Raw genomic sequence first — 18,576 nt, 5'->3', positions numbered from 1 at the left:
CCCCCTCAGCCTTTTGTCCGCGCAGGCAATTCCAGCCTGCGCGTGATGCCGGTCGCATCCAGAAACACCTCGTCATGACTGATGACCAGAAGCGCTCCGTCATAAGCCGAAAGTCCGCGCTCCACCGTCGCGATCGAATCGAGATCAAGATGATTGGTCGGCTCATCCAGAATGAGCAGTGGCGGAGGATTTTTCCCGCCAAGCACACAAGCCAGCCCCGCCCTCAGAATCTGCCCGCCGGAAAGCGTTGACACCGGCTGCAAGGCGGCATCGGCGCGGAACATGAAGCGCGCCAAGGCTGCCCGACACGTATTCTCATCGGCAGCCGGGTTGAGACGACGGAAATTGTCCCGGATCGTCGTTCCCGCATCGAGCAGGCTGACGGTCTGATCAAGCACCGCATAATCCGTGAAGATGGACACCGTGCCCTCGGATGGCGCAATCGCCGCTGTAATTGCCCGGATCAGCGTCGTCTTGCCGGAGCCGTTGGACCCGACGATGGCAACTCGCTCCGGCCCGACCAGATCGAAAGAGATGTCCGACAGAACGGGCGGCCCCTTGCCATAACCGACGCTCACATGATCGAGCCGCAACACGGTCTTGGCCGCGGGAAGCCCGGTCGAAGCGATATGCGCCGAAAACGGCTGCAGGATCTCGATCCTCTGCCTCGCCTCCGCGATCGCTTCGGATGCATGCTGCTTGCGCCACATCGCCAGCCGGGCATTCTCGCCACTGGTGGCCTCGCTTTGCATCTTCAACCCGCCCGCCACGATACGGGGCATATCGCCCCGGTCGGCTTTGCGCTTGCCGGTACTATCGCTGCGCGCTTTTCGTTCTGCCTGAACCTGGGCAGTACGGGCGATCTCGTCGAATGTCTTTTCCGCATCCGCCAGATCATGTTCGGCTGCCGCCAGTTCCAGCGCCTTGCGCTCCCGAAACCGGCTCCAGTTGCCTCCATACCGCCTGGCGCCAAGCGTCGTCAGTTCGATGATCGCATCCATGCCGTCGAGAAGCTCACGGTCATGGCTGACCACGATCGCCCCGGCCCTCCAGCGCGACAGAAGATCGATAACGGCATTACGCCCGTCCCTGTCGAGATTGTTGGTCGGCTCGTCCAGCAGCAGAAAATCCGGCTGACGAAAGATAAGCGCGGCAAGTCCCGCCCGAGTGCGCTGCCCACCGGAAAGGGATGAAAGATGAGTCTCCGGCCTCACATCGAGACCGGCACCGGAAAGTGCGGAGGCAATACGTTCCTCGACGAACCAATCGACGATACCTATCTCCTCGATAGTTGCGTCACCGGCAACCGCCCTTTTCAGCAGCGCAAGATCGGCAGTTGCGTCGAAGAGATCCGCGATCGTCTGGTCATCATCGAGCTGCACGCTCTGGCGCATCATGCCGATGCTGCCATGAACGGAAATAGAGCCGGTCTGCGGCTGAATCTGCCCGGCGATGAGCTTCAGGATAGTCGTTTTGCCGACGCCATTGCGGCCGACAAGCCCGGCGCGTTCAGCCGAAAAGCTCAGATCGATATTGGAGAAAAGATTGCGGCCGTCAGGCGTGGACCACGTAAGATTGGAAAGTGTGATGGAAGCAGGCATGGATATGATTTCCCTGGATTGCAAGGCAAAGCGGCGTTGCGATCGAGATGAAATCCATTGCGGCACACATCCTGTTGGTATTGCTGACGATCAGTCATCTATCGGCTGAAACCGACCAAAGCAAGGCGAATGGCAGAACCGGTAAGTCCTGCCATCCGAGTCCGAGCACAATCAGAGCTTGACCCAAGCGCCGTTCCGTTTCGAAGACGCAACGCAGGCCTCAACGAAAGTGACACCCTTCACACCGTCATCCACGGTCGGATAGATCACCGCCTTGTCGAGCTTCGTACCCTTCTTCTTCGCATGGATGGCACGCGCGGCCTCCGTGTAGATCGTTGCGAAAGCTTCCAGATAGCCTTCGGGATGACCCGACGGGATGCGCGAGACGCGCCCCGCCGCGGCCCCTGCTCCCGCGCCATTGCGGGTGATCAACCGTTTCTGGTCACCGAATGGCGTGAACCAGAGATAATTCGGGTTCTCCTGCGCCCATTCCAGCCCACCCTTTTCGCCATAGACGCGCAGCTTCAGCCCATTCTCGTTGCCTGGCGCCACCTGGCTGCACCAGAGCATGCCCTTCGCGCCTTCGGCAAAACGCAGCATCACATGCGCATTGTCATCCAATCTCCGGCCCGGCACGAAACTGTCGAGATCAGCCGCAAGGCTCTCCAGGGTCAGTCCGGTAACGAAGGATGCAAGGTTATAGGCATGCGTGCCGATATCGCCGGTCGAGCCGCCGGCACCCGACTGCGCCGGATCGGTGCGCCACACCGCCTGTTTCGCACCGGTCTGTTCGGCAGCCTCGGTCAGCCAGTCCTGCGCATATTCGACCTGCACGACCCGCAGCTTGCCGAGATCTCCATTGGCGATCATCTCCCGCGCCTGCCGCACCATCGGATAACCGGTGTAGTTATGCGTCAGGATGAACAGCGCATCGCTTTCGTCGGCAAGCTTCTTCAGCTTTTTCGCGTCTGCCAAATTGGATGTCAGCGGCTTGTCGCAGATCACATGGATGCCGCGTTTCAGAAATTCCCGCGCCGCCTCGTAATGCACATGATTGGGCGTGACGATCGACACCGCTTCGATACCATCCTTCAAGCGCGCTTCACGGATCGCCATGTCCTTGTAGGAACCATAGGTGCGCGACGCATCGAGCCCGAGTTCCCGCCCCGAGACCAACGCCTTTTCCGGCGTCGACGACAACGCTCCCGCGACGAGCTCGAACTGATCATCCAGCCGCGCCGCCATGCGATGCACGGCACCGATAAAGGCGCCCGAACCACCGCCCACCATACCGAGCCGGATCCGCGGCTCGCGCGTATCTTCCTGTTTTCCTTCGATTGCCATGAAATTTCTCCTTGAAATGTTCTGCGGAGCTGCCCCTCATCCGCCTGCCGGCACCTTCTCCCCGCTAGCGGGGAGAAGGACACAAGCCGCAATCTCTCCGTCCCAATCGAGGCACGTTCCCTCTCCCCGTAATGACGGGGAGAGGGTTAGGGTGAGGGGCAAACCACAAGCCACAACTTCTGTGTGAAGGCCAACCGGCCCCTAAAGCCCCAACATCCGCCTGTTGGCCGCCTCGTCCGTACCGCCCGCGGCAAAATCGTCAAACGCGTATTCGGTCACGCGGATGATATGCGCCTTGACGAATTCGGCCCCTTCCCGCGCTCCATCTTCCGGATGTTTCAGCGCGCATTCCCACTCGACCACGGCCCAGCCATCGAAATCGTTGGCCGCCATTTTCGAGAAGATTGCGCCAAAATCCACCTGCCCGTCACCCGGCGAGCGGAAGCGGCCGGCGCGGTTCACCCAGCTCTGGAAACCGCCATAAACGCCCTGCCGTCCGGTCGGATTGAATTCCGCGTCCTTGACGTGGAACATCTTGATCCGGTCCTTGTAGATGTCGATGTTGTCGAGATAATCGAGGCACTGCAGCACATAATGCGATGGGTCGTAGAGCATGTTGGCGCGCGGATGGTTTTTCACGCGTTCCAGGAACATCTCGAAGGTAATGCCGTCATGCAGATCTTCGCTCGGATGGATCTCGTAGCAAACATCGACGCCATTTTCGTCGGCATGGTTCAAAATCGGTGTCCAGCGTTTCGCCAGCTCATCGAAAGCGGTTTCCACCAGCCCGGCCGGGCGCTGCGGGAACGGATAGAGATAGGGCCAGACAAGCGCGCCGGAAAAGGTCGCATGCGCCTTGATGCCGAGATGCCTTGAGGCGGTGATCGCCATCTTGACCTGTTCGACCGCCCATTCCTGCCGCGCCTTCGGATTGCCGCGCACTTCCGGGGCGGCAAAGCCGTCGAACACTTCGTCATAGGCCGGATGCACGGCCACCAGCTGGCCCTGAAGATGGGTGGAGAGTTCGGTGATCTCGACACCGTTTTCCCGCGCCTTGCCGGCCAGTTCGTCGCAATAATCCTTGGAGGTCGAAGCTTTTTTCAAGTCGATCAGCTGGCTCGCCCAGGTCGGCACCTGCACGCCGATATATCCCTTGTCCGCCGCCCATTTGGTGATCCTGTCCCAGGTATTGAACGGCGCTGAATCACCCGCGAACTGCCCGAGAAAGATGCCGGGTCCCTTGATCGTCTTCATGAAAAATTCCTCCGTAATGATATGCGAGAATGAAGGACTGCCCCTCATCCGCCTGCCGGCACCTTCTCCCCGCAAACGGGGAGAAGGGCACATGTCGCAATGTCTGCCTCCCTCTCCAACGCCGAGTAAGGCAAGTCACCTCTCCCCGTCCTTACGGGGAGAGGTGGAGTGCAGCATGCTGCACTTTGGGTGAGGGGCAACTCCCCCAAAAGATCAGAACGGCGAGTCAGGGAAGTAGAAGCTCTCCGCATTGTCCTTGGTAATCAGCGTGGCATCGAGGATGTAATTGCCGCTCACCGGCACCTGGTCATAGAAATTGCCGGCCGTCAGTTCCATCGCGGTTGCCACCATCGCCGGCGGATAGAGCACGTTGACTGGCATCATCTTGTCGCCATCCATGACCTTCTTGATCATGTCCTTCGAACCGGCGCCGCCGATGACATATTTGATGTCTGTACGCTTCGCCTGCTCGATGGCTTCCAGCACGCCGACAGCCATGTCGTCATCCTGGCACCACACTACGTCGATCTTCGGGTATTTGGTGAGATAGTCCTGCATCACGCGAAATGCGTCGTCGCGGCTCCAGTTGCCGTACTGGCGGTCGAGGACCTTCACCTTGGAACCCTCGATGCCCTTGTCAAAACCGTCCTGACGCTGCTGGTCGATCGGGATCGGCAGGCCGCGAATGATGACGACTTCGGCTTCCGGCGTTGTCTTGGCGATGTATTGGCCGGCAACTTCACCAAGGGCCGGGTTGTTACCGGCGACATAGAGATCGCGGATCGTGTTGTCGTTGACGGAAGGCGCGCGGTCGACCAGCGCCACGAACTTGCCGTCGTCCTTCACCTGCTGGATGGCCGATACGAGCTGATCCGGATCGGTCGGCAGGATGACCAGTGCATCAATGCCCTGAACCGCCAGATCCTGCACCGCATTGGCCTGGCTTGCGGGGTCGGCAGAGGTCTTGACGATGACATTCAAGCCCTTGTGCTCGGCCATCAGAAGCTTGGCGACACGTTCGGCATGGAACACCACGCCGGCAGTCCAGCCATGGTCAGCCGCTGGAATGGAAACGCCGATCGTCACCTTCTTTGCCTCCTGGGCAAAAGTCGTCGCCGGCACCGCCACGGCAAATGCCGTCAGCGCCGCTGCGGCATAGCCCAATAATCTCTTGTGCATGTTCTCTCTCCCAAGGTTATGCGGGGTGATCTCCTCCTGACCGGACCTACCCCAGATGGCCCGGCCTATTGCGAATGCCTCCTCACTTCCGCATCAGCGACCGCTGCACCAGCATGGCGATGATGATGATCGCCCCCTGGATTGCGCCGATCAGATATTCGCTGACGAAGTTGGAAAGCAGCATGATATTGCCGACAATCTCGAGGATGAAGGCACCGCAGACCGTGCCCCATATACGCCCGACACCACCCCTCAATGCCGTGCCGCCAACAACAACCGCCGTGATTGCCTGCAGTTCCCAAAGAATGCCCGTCGTTGCCGAAGTCGAGCCGAGGCGCGGCACATAGATGATCACCGCAACCGCGACGCAAAGCCCCTGCACGATATAGGCAATGGTGCGCACCTTCTGCACCGATATGCCCGAATACCGGGCCACTTCCTCGTTCGAGCCGACGGCGATCAGGTGCCGGCCGTAACGAGTGCGATAAAGCACGAAGGCGGCCAGTGCTGCGGTGGCGAAGATGACGATGATCGGGATCGGAACACCGAAGACATCACCGAAATAAACCGGACGATAAAGCTGCTGCAGCTCGCGGTCCCGCACCGTGATCGAACCGCCCTGGCTGAGCCAGGTCGTCAATCCGCGATAGATGCCCATGGTTCCGAGCGTGGCAATGAAAGGCTCAATCTTGCCGACGGTCGTGATTAGCCCGTTCGCCAGCCCGCAGGCGGCTCCAAGACCAAGCGCCACCAGCATCGCGGCAACCAGCATCAGCATCGGGTCACCGATCGCACCGGTATTCATGAACAGGATCATCAGGCTCGCCACGAAAGCGACCATGGCCCCGACGGAAAGGTCGAGCCCGCCGGATGAGATCACATAGGTCGCACCGAGCGCGATGATCGCAATGAAGGCGCTGCGGGTGATGACATTGGTGAGGTTGGCGACGGAGACGAAATTCGGATTAGCAAAATATCCGAGCACCAGAAGCAGGGCGAGCGCGACGAATGGCGCAATCGCCGCCATGTCCCAATCCCGTGATGTCTTCGGTATCTTGGCCGTATCGGTCGTTGCCGCGCTCATGCAACCGCTCCCGCATTCACACCCGTGGCAAGCTCAACGATCTCGTTTTCGGTCATGTTCTCTCCCTGAACCTCGCCGACGATCCTCCCCGTCCGCATCACCAGAATGCGATCGCAGATGCCGATCAGTTCGGGCATCTCGGAGGAAACGACGATGATCGACCGCCCCTCTTCGGCCAAGGCCGCGATGAATTTGTAGATCTGTTCCTTGTTGCCGATATCGATACCGCGGGTCGGTTCGTCGATGATGACGACCTGCGGGTCGAGCATCATCATCTTAGCAAGCAGGAGTTTTTGCTGGTTGCCGCCGGAAAGCTGTCCGGCAAGGATGTTTTTCGTCCCCGTCCGGATATCGAAATCCCTGATCGCGTTGTCGAGCGCTTCGGCCTCACGCTTCCTGTCGATCTGCAGGCCGCGAATGAATTTTCCGAGCGAGGCAAGCGTCAGGTTGACCCGAAGATCCTTGGTCAGCAGCAATCCCTTGCCCTTCCGGTCCTCGGAAAGATAGGCGACGCCGGCTTTCAGGCTCGAATGCACGTCAGTGAATGAGACCGTATGCTCATTCAGCACCACCTTGCCCTTGGCCGGGCGCAATCCGACCAACCCTTCCATCAGCTCCGTCCGCCCAGCGCCGATCAACCCGGCGAAACCGAGGATCTCGCCTTTACGAAGTGTGAAACCGGCATCGCGCGCAAAACCCGGAACGTCGAACCCTTCGACCTCGAGCACCGCCTGACGCACCTCTGCCGCATGCCGGTCGGGATAAAGCTTCGCAACATCGCGCCCCACCATCAGCCGTGCCATGTCCGCCGGCTGAAGTTCCGCGGCATCATGTGAACCGACAAGCCTCCCGTCACGCAGAACGGTAACACGGTCGGCAATCTCCTTCACCTCCGGCAGGCGATGCGAGATGTAGAGAACGCCGACACCCTTGGCGCGGATATCACGGATGACCTTCAGCAAGGCCTCTGTTTCATGAGGCGTCAGTGATGCGGTCGGTTCGTCGAAGATGACGATCCGGTGCGGGACCAAAAGCACGCGGGCGATCTGCACCAGCTGGCGTTGAGCGATGGAAAGCCGCGACACGATCGTATCCGGGTCGATATAGCCACCGAGATCGACGATCGCCTGCCGTGCACCGGAACGCATAGCCTGATCGTCGACGACCAGCCCCTTCCTCAGCTCACGACCGAGATAGATATTTTGCGCCACCGTCAGGTCGGGCGCGAGCAATATCTCCTGATGCACCAGCACGATACCGTGGTTTTCCGCATCCACCGGACCGGAGAAACTCACCGGAGCGCCGTCCATCCTGATCTCGCCACGCGTCGGCTGATGATTGCCGGCAAGGATCTTCATCAAAGTGGATTTGCCGGCCCCGTTCTCGCCGATGATCGCGTGAACCTCGCCGGCGCGAACGGTCAGCGAAATATCCTTCAGGACCTCGATGATCCCGAACGTCTTCGACAGGCCGCTCGCTTCAAGCAGCGGCGGATTGATGGATGAATCAGCGGGTGCGGGGGATATAGTCATCCACCCGACCTCAAATTCACGAGCGTCGTGAAACGGCCGCCATGCGACACGCCCCCAACGCCTGCCTCCTCGCAAGCGATGTGGTGCACCTGAAATCCTCCCTGTATTTCAGGCTATCCAAAGATATGAGGTACGTAAAGCAGAATTGAACGTCAACTCTGCGTCATGATGCCGAACGTCTGAAGGTCCCGACCTTGGCCATCACCTCGCCGGGGATCTGATAATCCTTCGCGACATCGGGACCATTGCTCAAACCGCACAATTCCCGTTGGACAAAAAGCCCCCAGACGGCTTCGGCGGCGTCCTGCACCAGATCAAGGCGCTTTGCCTCAACCTTGCCGGCAGAATCAGCATCCCATTTACGAAGCTTTTCAAGGCTGGCTTCTACCTGCCGTCCGTTTCGTCCAAGTGCGCTCGCACGCTCCTCGGCAATCTCGTATTCCAGGGCGCTCAATCCGCTCTGAAGCGATGGCGAACCGAAGAATTGCGGTGCACGAACTGACATGAAGATCTCCTTATGTTTGCCGGGAGGTTCTAGCCGACCAATTGGCTCCCCGATAATGCGCCATGTCAAAATGCTGTCCGAGCCAGACTTCAACTCTACGTTATAAAAAGTTGAACGCGAAAGTTGCGCGCCATCCTTGCTCAAGCTGCCTTGATGAAATCGATAAAGGCCCTGAGCGGCGCCGGCACCAACCGGCGACCGGGATAATAGAGAAACGGCCCCGAAAATTCCGGCCACCAGTCCTCAAGCACCGGCTCCAGCGCCCCGCTGTCGATATGCGGGCGCAGCCAATCCTCGAACAGAGTTACGATACCCGCCCCCGCCTTGGCGCAATCGACAGCAAGATCGACGCCGCCGCCCGTCTGCACGATCAGCACGGCAGGCGGATCGATCAGTACCGTCTCGCCGTCCCGCTCGAATTCCCAATCCGGCATTGAACCGCTGGCGAAACGGTTGCGGATACAGGAATGCTGCATCAGATCGCGCGGATGCGCGGGCCGACCGCGCCGGTCGAGATAATCCTTCGAGGCAACCGCGGCAAAACGTTGCGTACGCGGTCCTATCGGCACCGCGATCATGTCCTGCGCCAGTCGCTCGTCGTAACGGATACCGGCATCGCAGCCGGCGGCAATCACGTCGACAAAACTATCCTCGATCATCAGTTCCAGCCGAATGTCCGGATAGGCCGCCAGAAACCGTGGCACGATCGACGGCAACACCAACCGCGCCGCACTGACCGGCACGTTCAGCTTCAGCACACCCGCAGGCCGCTCGCGAAACCCGTTGACGACATCGAGCGCCGCTTCCATTTCCGCCAGCGCCGGCGCCAGCCGATCGATGAGCCCCTGCCCCGCCTCGGTCGTCGCCACGCTGCGCGTCGTCCGATTGAGCAGGCGCACGCCGAGCTGGGTTTCCAGCCGCCGCACCGCATCGCTCAATCCCGATGCGCTGCCGCCGCTGATGCGTGCGCCCTCGCGAAATCCACCGGCCCGTGCCACGGTGAGGAATGCCTGCAGATCGCTGATTTCCACGCCCATGAAGCTTTCTTTCTATTGTCCGTTTCAGCGTACAGACTATCCGAATTGTGCAGACTTATAAAGGGAACGTCCTCGCGCTATTTCCATTTCACCGAAGATCGCAAACAACCGGCGATCAGCAAAAGGAGCATACCCATGTCCGATCAGAGCACATTCGACCTTGCAAAATCCGGCACGTTCAAGATGGGCAGCCATACGGTCAAGCGCATCGGTTATGGTGCCATGCAGCTTGCCGGCCCGGGCGTCTTCGGACCGCCGAAGGATCGCGCAGCTGCCGTCGCCGTCCTGCGCGCTGCGATCGAGGCCGGTGTCGACCATATCGACACCAGCGATTTCTACGGCCCGCATGTAACCAACCAGATCATCCGCGAAGCCCTGCATCCCTATCCGGACAATCTCACCATCGTCACCAAGGTTTCGGCAAAACGCGGCCCGAATGCCGAATGGCTGCCGGCCATGTCGAAGGAAGAGCTGACCGCCGCCGTCCACGACAATCTCCGCAATCTCGGCCTCGACGTGATCGACATCGTCAACTTCCGCTCGATGCACGGCATCCACGGCCCGGCGGAAGGATCGATCGAGGAACAGGTGACGGTTCTGGCCGATCTCCAGCGTCAAGGCCTCATCCGCCATATCGGCGTGTCGAACGTAACCCCCACCCAGATCGCCGAGGCGCGCAAGATCACCGAGATCGTCTGCGTCCAGAACCAGTACAATCTCGCCCATCGCGAAGACGACGCGTTTATCGATCAGCTGGCCAAGGAAGGCACCGCCTACGTACCCTTCTTCCCGCTGGGCGGTTTCTCACCGCTACAGTCCTCGACGCTCTCGGATGTTGCAGCACGCCTGAACGCCACCCCGATGCAGGTTGCCCTTGCCTGGCTGCTGCAGCGTTCCCCGAACATTCTCCTGATCCCCGGCACGTCCTCAATTGGCCACCTGAAGGAAAACCTCGCCGCGGGTGAGCTGAAACTGCCGGAAGACGCCCTGAGCGAACTGGATGGCATTGCCGGCAAGAAAGCTGCCTGATTAGGCGGAGGTAATCAAAACCTCCCTCATTCCTGTGCTCGTCACAGGAATCCAGCCACGGCGCGTCTACGCCGTGATTGAAGCATTTTAAGAGTCTCTCACACCCAAGGACTTGGGTGCGCTGGATCCCTGTGAAAATCCTCGGGTTTAAACCCGAGGAACAGGGATGAGGCAAGTCAGTGCAATCCGCCTCGAAGCGTAATCGCTTCGAGGCAATTTGGCCTGATCACATCAAACATACCGATTGACGACGTTTTCCAGATATTCCTGACGACCCGACTTCGGTTCCGGATTGATGTTCTCGCGCTCCACCTTGGCGGCGATCTCTTCGAGCTTCAATTCGCCGCGCAGCATCTTCTGCGCATCCGCACTGTCCCACTTGGCATAACGATCGCTGAGCGGCTTCGACAGCGCGCCGTCTTCTACCATTTTGGCAGCAGCCTTCAGGCCGCGGGCGCAGCAATCCATGCCGCCGATATGGCCGATCAACAGGTCGGCCGGATCAATCGACTGGCGACGCAGCTTGCTATCGAAGTTCGTACCGCCGGTGGTAAACCCGCCTGCGAGCAGAACCTGATAATAGGCCAGCGCCATTTCCGGAACGTTGTTGGGGAACTGGTCGGTATCCCAGCCGGACTGGTAGTCGTTGCGGTTCATGTCGATCGAACCGAAGATGCCGTGAGCGGCAGCGAGCGCCAGCTCATGTTCGAACGTATGGCCGGCAAGGATCGCGTGGCCCTGCTCGATATTCATCTTCACTTCGTTTTCCAGGCCGTACTTCTTCAGGAAGCCGTAAACGGTCGCGACGTCATAGTCATACTGGTGCTTGGTCGGCTCCTGCGGCTTCGGCTCGACCAGGATCTGGCCCTTGAAGCCGATCTTGTATTTGTATTCCACCACCATATGCAGCATCCGCGCCATCTGGTCGAATTCGCGCTTCAGGTCGGTATTGAGCAGCGTCTCGTAACCTTCGCGACCACCCCATAGAACATAGTTCTCGCCGCCGAGCTTCATCGTCGCGTCCATGCAGGTCTTGATGGTCGCAGCCGAATAGGCAAACACATCCGGATCCGGATTGGTCGAGGCACCGGCCATGAAGCGGCGGTTGGAAAACAGGTTCGCCGTGCCCCAGAGCAGTTTAACGCCGGTCTCTTCCTGCTTCTTGGCGAAGTAATCGACAATCTCGTTGAGGTTCTTGGTGTTCTCGGCAAACGTCTTGCCCTCGGGGCGAACGTCGGCATCGTGGAAGCAGTAATAGGGAGCACCGAGCAGCGAGAACATTTCGAACGCGACATCGGCCTTCAGCTTGGCCTTGCCCATCTCGTCGCCATACCACGGACGGTCGAATGTGCGTCCACCGAAGGGATCGCCGCCCTCCCAGGCAAACGAGTGCCAGTAGGCTACGGCAAAGCGCAGATGATCTTCCATCCGCTTACCCGCAACAATCTCATCGGGATTGTAGAAGCGATAGGCCAGCGGATTGGTGCTGTCCGGTCCCTCGTACTTGATCTTCGAAATATCGCCGAAAAATCCTGTGCTCATATGTGTTTCCTCCTTGGAAAGCTTCTCTAAACTTAAATTGAGGTACGTACCTCATTGTGAGCCAAAAAATGCTTATATTCCGGCTCGGTTTTTGAGGAGGGGTCTACCCCCTCCCCGATAAAATCAGCCGGCAATCGCCCGGATTGCCGGATAGGCGGCGCGGTAACGCGAATAGGCAGCCTCATAGGCATTAGACAGCGCAGAAACCGGATCGATCGTCGCCTCCGTCTTCGGTGCAGAGCAGACAGAAACCGGATCGGCCCCCGTCGCCGCAATCAGACCGAGGCGGGCTGCACCGAAGGCCGCACCGAAATCTCCGTCAGCCGGAATATCGACCGGAACACCAAGCGAGGTCGCGATCGAGGACAGCCAGTAACGCGAGCGCGAACCGCCGCCGATCGCCGTCACACGGGAAATCGAGGTTCCCGCGGATTTCAGCGCCTCGAGATTGTCGCGGATCGCAAAGGTCACGCCTTCCAGCACCGCCTGGGTCAAGACCACACGGCTCGACTCGTGTTCGAGGCCGATAAACGCGCCGCGGATAACCGCATCATTATGCGGCGTGCGCTCACCCGAAAGATAGGGCAGGAAGGTGACACCGGTCGGCGCCTTCAGCGTATCGCCGAGTTCGCCGGACAGTTCTGCCGCCGATTTCCCCATCACCTTCGCATGCCAGTTGATCGCATCTGCAGCCGAAAGGATGACGCCCATCTGGTGCCAGGTATTCGGCAAAGCGTGGCAGAAGGCATGAACGGCGCTTTCCGGCTTCGGCAGATAGGAACCGTTGGCAGCAAACAGCACGCCGGACGTGCCGAGCGAGACGAAAGCCTGCCCTTCCTTCACCGTACCCATGCCGCAGGCCGAAGCGGCATTGTCGCCTGCCCCGCCCGCCACGACCACATCGCCGGAAATACCCCATTTGGATTTCAGCTCGCCGCGCAGCTTGCCTGCCTGATCGGTCCCTTCGACCAGAGACGGCATCTGCGCCTCCGAAAGATCGGTCGCCGCAAGCAGTTCGGACGACCATTTGCGCGCGCCGGTATCGAGCCAGGAGGTACCGGCAGAATCGGACATTTCAGAAATATACTCGCCTGTCAGCCAGAGACGCAGATAGTCCTTCGGCAACAGCACCTTGGCGATCTTGGCAAAAATCTCCGGCTCGTTTTTCTTCACCCAGGCCAGCTTCGGCGCGGTAAAGCCGGGAAACACGATATTGCCGGTGATCGCCCGAAAACGCGGATCGGCATCGAGTTCCGCCGCCTCGTGGAAGGAGCGTGTGTCGTTCCACAAAATGCACGGCCGCAGAACATTGTCCTCTGCATCCAGCAATGTCGCGCCGTGCATCTGGCCGGAAAGACCGATGCCCTTCACCGCCGAAAGCTCCGCCGGATGCGCAGCCTTGAGGCCTGCAATCGCCTCTTCGCAGGCGCGAACCCAATGCGCTGGATCCTGCTCGGACCAGCCGGAATGCGGGCGCGAAACGTCGAGCGCACCGCTCGCCGAGCCGATGATCTTCTGGTCGCCATCGATCAGCATCGCTTTGACGCCGGAAGTGCCGAGATCGAGACCGAGATACATGTACTGTCCTTTCATCCTGCCCTCAGGGCATGTTGTCCTTCAGGAATATGTCGATACGAATACGCTCCTGTGCGGCAATCACCGACAGGCCCTCCACCTTGCCCTTCAGCACGCGGATGGCGCTGCGTACCTCGTGGCCGGCATCCTGATTGAGCACGGCATCGATGAGGTCTTCGGCAAGTGCCGCACGCGTCGTTCCGGTCAGTTCGTGAGCGACCACCACAGGCCGCGCCTCGCGGGCGACCTCACGCAGCGCATGCACCATGCCGCGATTGCCGGCACCCAGACTGTAAAGACCGATAATATCGGGATAACGCCTCAACGCTGCCGAAACGACCTCAGCCGTAAGAGCCGGGTTATCCCGCGCTTCCATCACCGGCAGCACGTCCAGCCGTGCAAAACTCTCGCCCATGACCGCCAGAAATCCTTCCAGCCGTTCACGATGGTCGCGCACCAGCATCGATCCGGCGATGACGGCAATCCTGCCGTTGCGCCCGCCGGTAAACCGGCCGAGAAGATTGGCCGCCGTGCGTCCCGCCGCATGATTGTCGATACCGGCGAAATGATCCCGTTCCGATCCGGGAAGATCGGAGACGAGCGTGACAACGGCAATGCCGGCATCCTTCAGCCCCGCCACCGCGGCATGCACCTCGGCGCCCTCAACGGCAACAAATGCAACGCCATCAGGCCTGTCGGGAATGATACGATTGAGCGCGTCTGCCAATGCTGCGGCATCGAAGGGCGGCACTTCCACGATACGGATCTGCGTGCGCTCCGCGCCGGACCGCGAAATTGCGGCATGCACCTCGTCGCGGATCCCGATCATGAACGAATTGTCGTAATTCGGCAGCACGAAGACGAAGGAATAGGTTCGCCCCTTGGCGAGATTGGCCGCGGCCACATCGCGCACATAACCGAGACTGGAGATTGCCTTCTCGACCCGTTCACGTGTGATATGCCGAACGCCCGGCCTGCCGTTGAGAACGCGATCGACCGTCGCAAGGCTGACGCCTGCGCTGCGCGCGATATCATGGACGGTGGGCTTCATGAATTCCTCCGTGAAGCGTCCTATCTCAGTTTTTGAGGTACGTAAATCAGAAAATCACCGCGATCGGAAAACGCGTTTGAAAAGGGGCCGTCGCCCTGCGGTAACGGCCCCTTTTCGGCGGTGGTTTCCTGAAAATTTCGCTGAACGCTCAGTGGCCGCCGCCGCTTCGCCCTGTGATCTGCGGCGAAGGTTTTTCGATCATCGCGACGCCCAGCACCATCAGCCCGAACAGCACGGTCAGGATCAGGAAGACGTCGCTGAACGACATGACGACGGCCTGCTGCGTGACGAGATTGACCATCTGCCGGATCGCGCCGGTGGCACCATCCAGTCCGGCTGCGTTGAGATTGGAAGTCATGCTGTTCAACTGGTCGACGGCGGTCGGATTGCCCCAGTCCAGATGCTCGCGCAGCCGCTCGTAATGCACGTCCTGACGGTTGGAGAGCACGGTGCTGATGATCGCCAGCCCCACCGCACCGCCGAGGTTACGCGTCAGGTTGAACAGGCCCGATGCCCCGCGGATACGGGCGGGCGGCAGCGTGCCGAGCGCGATATTGTTGATCGGCACCATGCACATCATCAGGCCGAAACCGCGCAGGATCTGCGGAATGAACAGCTCGTAGAAGTCCCAATCCACGGTGATACCGGTCATTATGTACGTACCCGCACCGAAGCTGACGAAACCCAGCACCATCATCGCTCTCAGGTCCATGATCGTCGACAGCTTGCCGGCGATCGGCGCGGTGAAGAACATCGCCAGGCCCGAGACGAACATCGTCTCGCCGATCATCAGGCTGTCATAGTCACGCACACGGCTCAGATAGACCGGGTAGATATAGGTAAGCCCGTAAAGCCCGATCCCCATCACGAAGGAGAAAATCGAGCCCAGCGCAAAGTTTCGATTGGCGAAAGCCGTCAGGTCCACCACCGGGAACTCGACCGTGAAAGCCCGATAGAAGAAAACCATGGCGCCGACAGCCGAAGCGATCGCGCCGATGACGATCAGGTGGTCGTTAAACCAGTCGTTGGAATTCCCTTCTTCCAGCACATATTCCAGCGCTCCGAGGAAGACGCCCATGGAAAAGAGACCCCACCAGTCGAACTTCTTGAGAAGCGAAAGCTCCGGCTTGTCGAAGTCGATGAAGTTCCACGCAACGATCGTGACTATGATGCCGGGAACGATATTGACGAGAAACAGCCAGTGCCAGGAGAAGGCGTGGGAAAGATAGCCGCCGACAGTCGGGCCGATGGTTGGCGCAAGTGTAGCGATAAGCCCGATGATCGGCGAGACGATGGCGCGCTTCGACGGCGGGAAGATGGTGAAGGCCGCAGCGAATACCGAGGGGATCATGCCCCCGCCGATAAAGCCCTGAATGGCGCGATAAACGATCATCTGATCGATATTCGTCGCCGTGGCGCAGAGCGCGCTTGCAACCGTAAAACCGGCAGCGGAAGCGGCGAAGAGATAGCGTGTCGAGATGATCCGCGCGAGCGTACCCGAAAGCGGGATCATGATGACCTCCGCAATAAGATAGGATGTCTGCACCCAGCCGATCTCGTCCGAACCGGCGGACAAGCCCGCCTGGATTTCAGACAACGAAGCCGAAACGATCTGGATATCGAGGATCGACATGAACATGCCGAGCACCATGGCGAAGAAAGCAATCAGCTTTCTCCGATCCATTGGCTCGTCTGCCGGCATGGAAGCGGCCGGCACTGATCCTGCAGTTGTTGTTGCGCTCCCAGCCATGGGACCACCTCCGCCCTTCGCTCAGGGCCTGTTTGACGAGGAGCCGGACAATCGGCTGTTAGTTCTTCGGCGCAGTGCGCGTATCGACATCGACCACGACACTTAAGCCAGCCCGAAGGCGACCCGTGTCGAGAGCATCCTGCGGCAGTGCGATACGAACCGGAACGCGCTGGATGATCTTGGTGAAGTTACCCGTCGCGTTTTCCGGCGGCAGCAGCGAGAAGACCGAACCGGAAGCCGGCGAGATCGAACCCACCGTGCCGGTGATCGGGTCGTCGCCATAGGCATCGACATGCACCTTCACCTTGGAGCCCGGCTCCAGATGCTGGATCTGGGTCTCCTTGAAGTTGGCATCGATATAGAGCTGGCGGGTCGGAACCAGCGCCATCAGCCGCTGGCCCGGCGAAACAAGATCGCCTTCCTGAACCGAGCGGTTACCGACAACGCCGTCATAAGGAGCCTTGAGCACCGTGAACGAGAGATCGCGGGCCGCCTTGTCACGCTGCAGTTCCAGCGTTCGGATAGAGCTTTCAGCTTCGTTGCGCTGCGCTTCGAGGATGGTGATATTGGCCTGGGCCGACTTGATCGCCGCCTCGCCACCGACAAGATTGGCATGAGCCTGATCAAGAGCCACATTGGCGCTATCGAGATCGGCAGCCGTGCCGACCGACTTGGTGGCAAGTTCCTGTTGGCGCTTCTGGGTTATCTCTGCGCCGCGAACGGCGGCTTCGAGCGCAACCTTCGAAGCCTGTGCCTGTGCAAGACTGGCTTCCGCACCTTCGACCTGCGCATCGATACGCGAGAGTGACAGCTTTTCGGTCTCGATCGCCGCGTTGGCCTGATCGAGCGCATTCTGATAGTCACCATTGTCAAGCGTGGCCAATACGTCGCCTGCCTTCACCTGTTGGTTGGCAACCACATTCACCTTGGCAACGAAAGCCGTGACCTTCGGAGAAATCGTGGCGATGTCGCCTTCGATATAGGCGTCATCGGTCGACACCATGAAACGGCCGGTGGTCCACCATTCATAGCCATACCAAGCACCACCGGCGAGAAGCGCAAGCACGACAACCGGAAGCACGAAACCGCGCTTCTTTTTCTTCGGTGCATCTGCCGTCTGGGCAGGAGCCTGCGACTGTGCCGGCGCAGCCGGACTAGCCTCAGCCGCAGCAGGGCTTGCATCGCCCTGCTCCTGCGTCTTGCTCACGTCGATGTCATCGCTTTTTACTGTGCGCAGAGCGCCGGCATTTTTAGAAGCCGTCATGGGTATAACCGTCGTTGAAGGAGGTTGAAACCAATCGAACCGATCAGTTCGGAGCGTTGACATAGAGCCTTCTTTGCCACATATCAAGTCCAGATCGAACCAACCGGTTCGAAAAAAGTTGGAAATGGAAAAAATGACGCCGAAAGGGTTAAAAAAGGTCTTGCTTAAGGAAACCGTGAAGGTATCCGGCCGCTTTGCAGCGGGCGAGGACCCCGTAAAGCGCGAGCAGATCCTCGACGGTGCCAAGCGTGTTTTCATGCGCATGGGTTTTGATGCAGCAAGCATGAATGACATTACCCGGGAGGCAGGCGTCTCAAAAGGGACGATCTATGTCTATTTTGCCAATAAGGAAGACCTGTTCGTCGCCATGGTCGAGATGGAACGCGAGGCCTTTCTCGGCTCCATGAGGACTGTGTTGGCCAAAAGCGAAAATATCGAAAAGGGCCTTTACGAATTCGGCGTCACCTTTCTCGAACACATGACCGACGAAAAGGTAGTCACCGCGATGCGCACGGTGCTCGGGGTTCGTGAACGCATGCCCGATCTCTGTTCCCGTTTTTTCCGCGGCCCACAGAATCTGAGAACGGTCCTGCACGATTATCTGGGTCAGGGCGTCGCCGCCGGCACGCTGGAGATCGACGATCTCGATCTCGCCGCCGGCCAGTTCCTTGATCTTGTCAGCGGCAGCTTCTTCAAATTCCGCCTTTTCGGTACGATGCCAAAGCCACCGTCGCGACAGGAGATTGAACGTGTTATACGCGGCGCCATCCGCGTTTTCATGGCAGCTTATGCATCGGATAACAAATCCGTGATCGCCAAGGTCGTCTGA

General features: G+C 59.4%; 15 protein-coding genes. 2 read left to right on the top strand and 13 right to left on the bottom strand.

The genetic code is table 11. The features are described 5' to 3' along the window. Positions 1-5 precede the first annotated feature (5 nt). From GGE33_RS01755 to GGE33_RS01720, 8 genes are all read right to left on the bottom strand, one after another. Complete coding sequence (locus GGE33_RS01755) at positions 6-1,601, bottom strand: ABC-F family ATP-binding cassette domain-containing protein (RefSeq protein ID WP_183821024.1); 1,596 nt, start codon at positions 1,599-1,601, stop codon at positions 6-8. Positions 1,602-1,772: 171 nt separating this feature from the next. Further along, positions 1,773-2,945 carry a Gfo/Idh/MocA family protein gene (locus tag GGE33_RS01750; RefSeq protein WP_183821023.1) on the bottom strand — a complete coding sequence of 391 codons (1,173 nt, stop codon included), beginning with the start codon at positions 2,943-2,945 and terminating at the stop codon, positions 1,773-1,775. A gap of 201 nt (positions 2,946-3,146) precedes the next feature. Further along, positions 3,147-4,199 (bottom strand): sugar phosphate isomerase/epimerase family protein, encoded by a 1,053-nt coding sequence (locus tag GGE33_RS01745; RefSeq protein WP_183821022.1) that lies wholly within the window; start codon positions 4,197-4,199, stop codon positions 3,147-3,149. Positions 4,200-4,412: 213 nt separating this feature from the next. Then, positions 4,413-5,378, bottom strand: a complete 966-nt coding sequence (locus GGE33_RS01740; RefSeq protein WP_183821021.1) for a substrate-binding domain-containing protein — start codon at positions 5,376-5,378, stop codon at positions 4,413-4,415. Between the two features lie 82 nt (positions 5,379-5,460). Continuing rightward, the gene (locus tag GGE33_RS01735; protein ID WP_148143270.1) at positions 5,461-6,462 is read right to left on the bottom strand and encodes an ABC transporter permease; all 1,002 of its coding nucleotides are present in this window, start codon (positions 6,460-6,462) and stop codon (positions 5,461-5,463) included. Further along, on the bottom strand, positions 6,459-7,994 hold the full coding sequence (locus GGE33_RS01730) for a sugar ABC transporter ATP-binding protein (RefSeq protein WP_183821020.1): 1,536 nt from the start codon (positions 7,992-7,994) through the stop codon (positions 6,459-6,461). Before GGE33_RS01730 ends, GGE33_RS01735 begins: the two co-directional genes overlap by 4 nt. Before the next feature lie 163 nt (positions 7,995-8,157). Next, the gene (locus tag GGE33_RS01725; RefSeq protein ID WP_183821019.1) at positions 8,158-8,499 is read right to left on the bottom strand and encodes a DUF6665 family protein; all 342 of its coding nucleotides are present in this window, start codon (positions 8,497-8,499) and stop codon (positions 8,158-8,160) included. Between the two features lie 140 nt (positions 8,500-8,639). Beyond that, positions 8,640-9,536, bottom strand: coding sequence for a LysR family transcriptional regulator (locus GGE33_RS01720; protein ID WP_183821018.1), 897 nt, complete (start codon positions 9,534-9,536; stop codon positions 8,640-8,642). A gap of 135 nt (positions 9,537-9,671) precedes the next feature. On the opposite strand from GGE33_RS01720, the gene GGE33_RS01715 reads away from it, so the two are divergent. Further along, complete coding sequence (locus GGE33_RS01715) at positions 9,672-10,565, top strand: aldo/keto reductase family oxidoreductase (protein ID WP_183821017.1); 894 nt, start codon at positions 9,672-9,674, stop codon at positions 10,563-10,565. A gap of 231 nt (positions 10,566-10,796) precedes the next feature. On the opposite strand, the gene xylA is transcribed toward GGE33_RS01715, so the two are convergent. The 5 genes from xylA to GGE33_RS01690 all read right to left on the bottom strand — a co-directional run bounded on the left by xylA (position 10,797) and on the right by GGE33_RS01690 (position 17,747). Continuing rightward, positions 10,797-12,107, bottom strand: a complete 1,311-nt coding sequence (gene xylA, locus GGE33_RS01710) for a xylose isomerase (protein WP_183821016.1) — start codon at positions 12,105-12,107, stop codon at positions 10,797-10,799. 123 nt (positions 12,108-12,230) lie between these two features. After that, positions 12,231-13,685, bottom strand: a complete 1,455-nt coding sequence (xylB, locus tag GGE33_RS01705) for a xylulokinase (RefSeq protein ID WP_183822243.1) — start codon at positions 13,683-13,685, stop codon at positions 12,231-12,233. Positions 13,686-13,707: 22 nt separating this feature from the next. After that, positions 13,708-14,733: a LacI family DNA-binding transcriptional regulator gene (locus GGE33_RS01700; protein ID WP_183821015.1), complete on the bottom strand. Its 1,026-nt coding sequence runs from the start codon at positions 14,731-14,733 to the stop codon at positions 13,708-13,710. A gap of 148 nt (positions 14,734-14,881) precedes the next feature. Beyond that, positions 14,882-16,483: a DHA2 family efflux MFS transporter permease subunit gene (locus GGE33_RS01695; RefSeq protein ID WP_183821014.1), complete on the bottom strand. Its 1,602-nt coding sequence runs from the start codon at positions 16,481-16,483 to the stop codon at positions 14,882-14,884. Positions 16,484-16,541: 58 nt separating this feature from the next. Next, on the bottom strand, positions 16,542-17,747 hold the full coding sequence (locus GGE33_RS01690; RefSeq protein WP_183821013.1) for an HlyD family secretion protein: 1,206 nt from the start codon (positions 17,745-17,747) through the stop codon (positions 16,542-16,544). A gap of 133 nt (positions 17,748-17,880) precedes the next feature. On the opposite strand from GGE33_RS01690, the gene GGE33_RS01685 reads away from it, so the two are divergent. Continuing rightward, positions 17,881-18,576, top strand: coding sequence for a TetR/AcrR family transcriptional regulator (locus tag GGE33_RS01685; RefSeq protein WP_183821012.1), 696 nt, complete (start codon positions 17,881-17,883; stop codon positions 18,574-18,576).

Source organism: Aliirhizobium cellulosilyticum (assembly GCF_014198105.1).
Lineage (GTDB): Bacteria > Pseudomonadota > Alphaproteobacteria > Rhizobiales > Rhizobiaceae > Neorhizobium > Neorhizobium cellulosilyticum.
This window is presented reverse-complemented; position numbering and strand designations above follow the sequence as displayed.

Bases quoted from the DNA above. Each gene is read 5' to 3' on its own strand.
- GGE33_RS01750 (WP_183821023.1), bottom strand. From the start codon at position 2,945: ATGGCAATCGAAGGAAAACAGGAAGATACGCGCGAGCCGCGGATCCGG.
- GGE33_RS01715 (WP_183821017.1), top strand. From the start codon at position 9,672: ATGTCCGATCAGAGCACATTCGACCTTGCAAAATCCGGCACGTTCAAG.
- xylB (WP_183822243.1), bottom strand. From the start codon at position 13,685: ATGTATCTCGGTCTCGATCTCGGCACTTCCGGCGTCAAAGCGATGCTG.
- GGE33_RS01690 (WP_183821013.1), bottom strand. From the start codon at position 17,747: ATGACGGCTTCTAAAAATGCCGGCGCTCTGCGCACAGTAAAAAGCGAT.
- GGE33_RS01695 (WP_183821014.1), bottom strand. From the start codon at position 16,483: ATGGCTGGGAGCGCAACAACAACTGCAGGATCAGTGCCGGCCGCTTCC.
- xylA (WP_183821016.1), bottom strand. From the start codon at position 12,107: ATGAGCACAGGATTTTTCGGCGATATTTCGAAGATCAAGTACGAGGGA.
- GGE33_RS01685 (WP_183821012.1), top strand. From the start codon at position 17,881: ATGACGCCGAAAGGGTTAAAAAAGGTCTTGCTTAAGGAAACCGTGAAG.
- GGE33_RS01745 (WP_183821022.1), bottom strand. From the start codon at position 4,199: ATGAAGACGATCAAGGGACCCGGCATCTTTCTCGGGCAGTTCGCGGGT.
- GGE33_RS01730 (WP_183821020.1), bottom strand. From the start codon at position 7,994: ATGACTATATCCCCCGCACCCGCTGATTCATCCATCAATCCGCCGCTG.
- GGE33_RS01725 (WP_183821019.1), bottom strand. From the start codon at position 8,499: ATGTCAGTTCGTGCACCGCAATTCTTCGGTTCGCCATCGCTTCAGAGC.
- GGE33_RS01740 (WP_183821021.1), bottom strand. From the start codon at position 5,378: ATGCACAAGAGATTATTGGGCTATGCCGCAGCGGCGCTGACGGCATTT.
- GGE33_RS01755 (WP_183821024.1), bottom strand. From the start codon at position 1,601: ATGCCTGCTTCCATCACACTTTCCAATCTTACGTGGTCCACGCCTGAC.
- GGE33_RS01720 (WP_183821018.1), bottom strand. From the start codon at position 9,536: ATGGGCGTGGAAATCAGCGATCTGCAGGCATTCCTCACCGTGGCACGG.
- GGE33_RS01700 (WP_183821015.1), bottom strand. From the start codon at position 14,733: ATGAAGCCCACCGTCCATGATATCGCGCGCAGCGCAGGCGTCAGCCTT.
- GGE33_RS01735 (WP_148143270.1), bottom strand. From the start codon at position 6,462: ATGAGCGCGGCAACGACCGATACGGCCAAGATACCGAAGACATCACGG.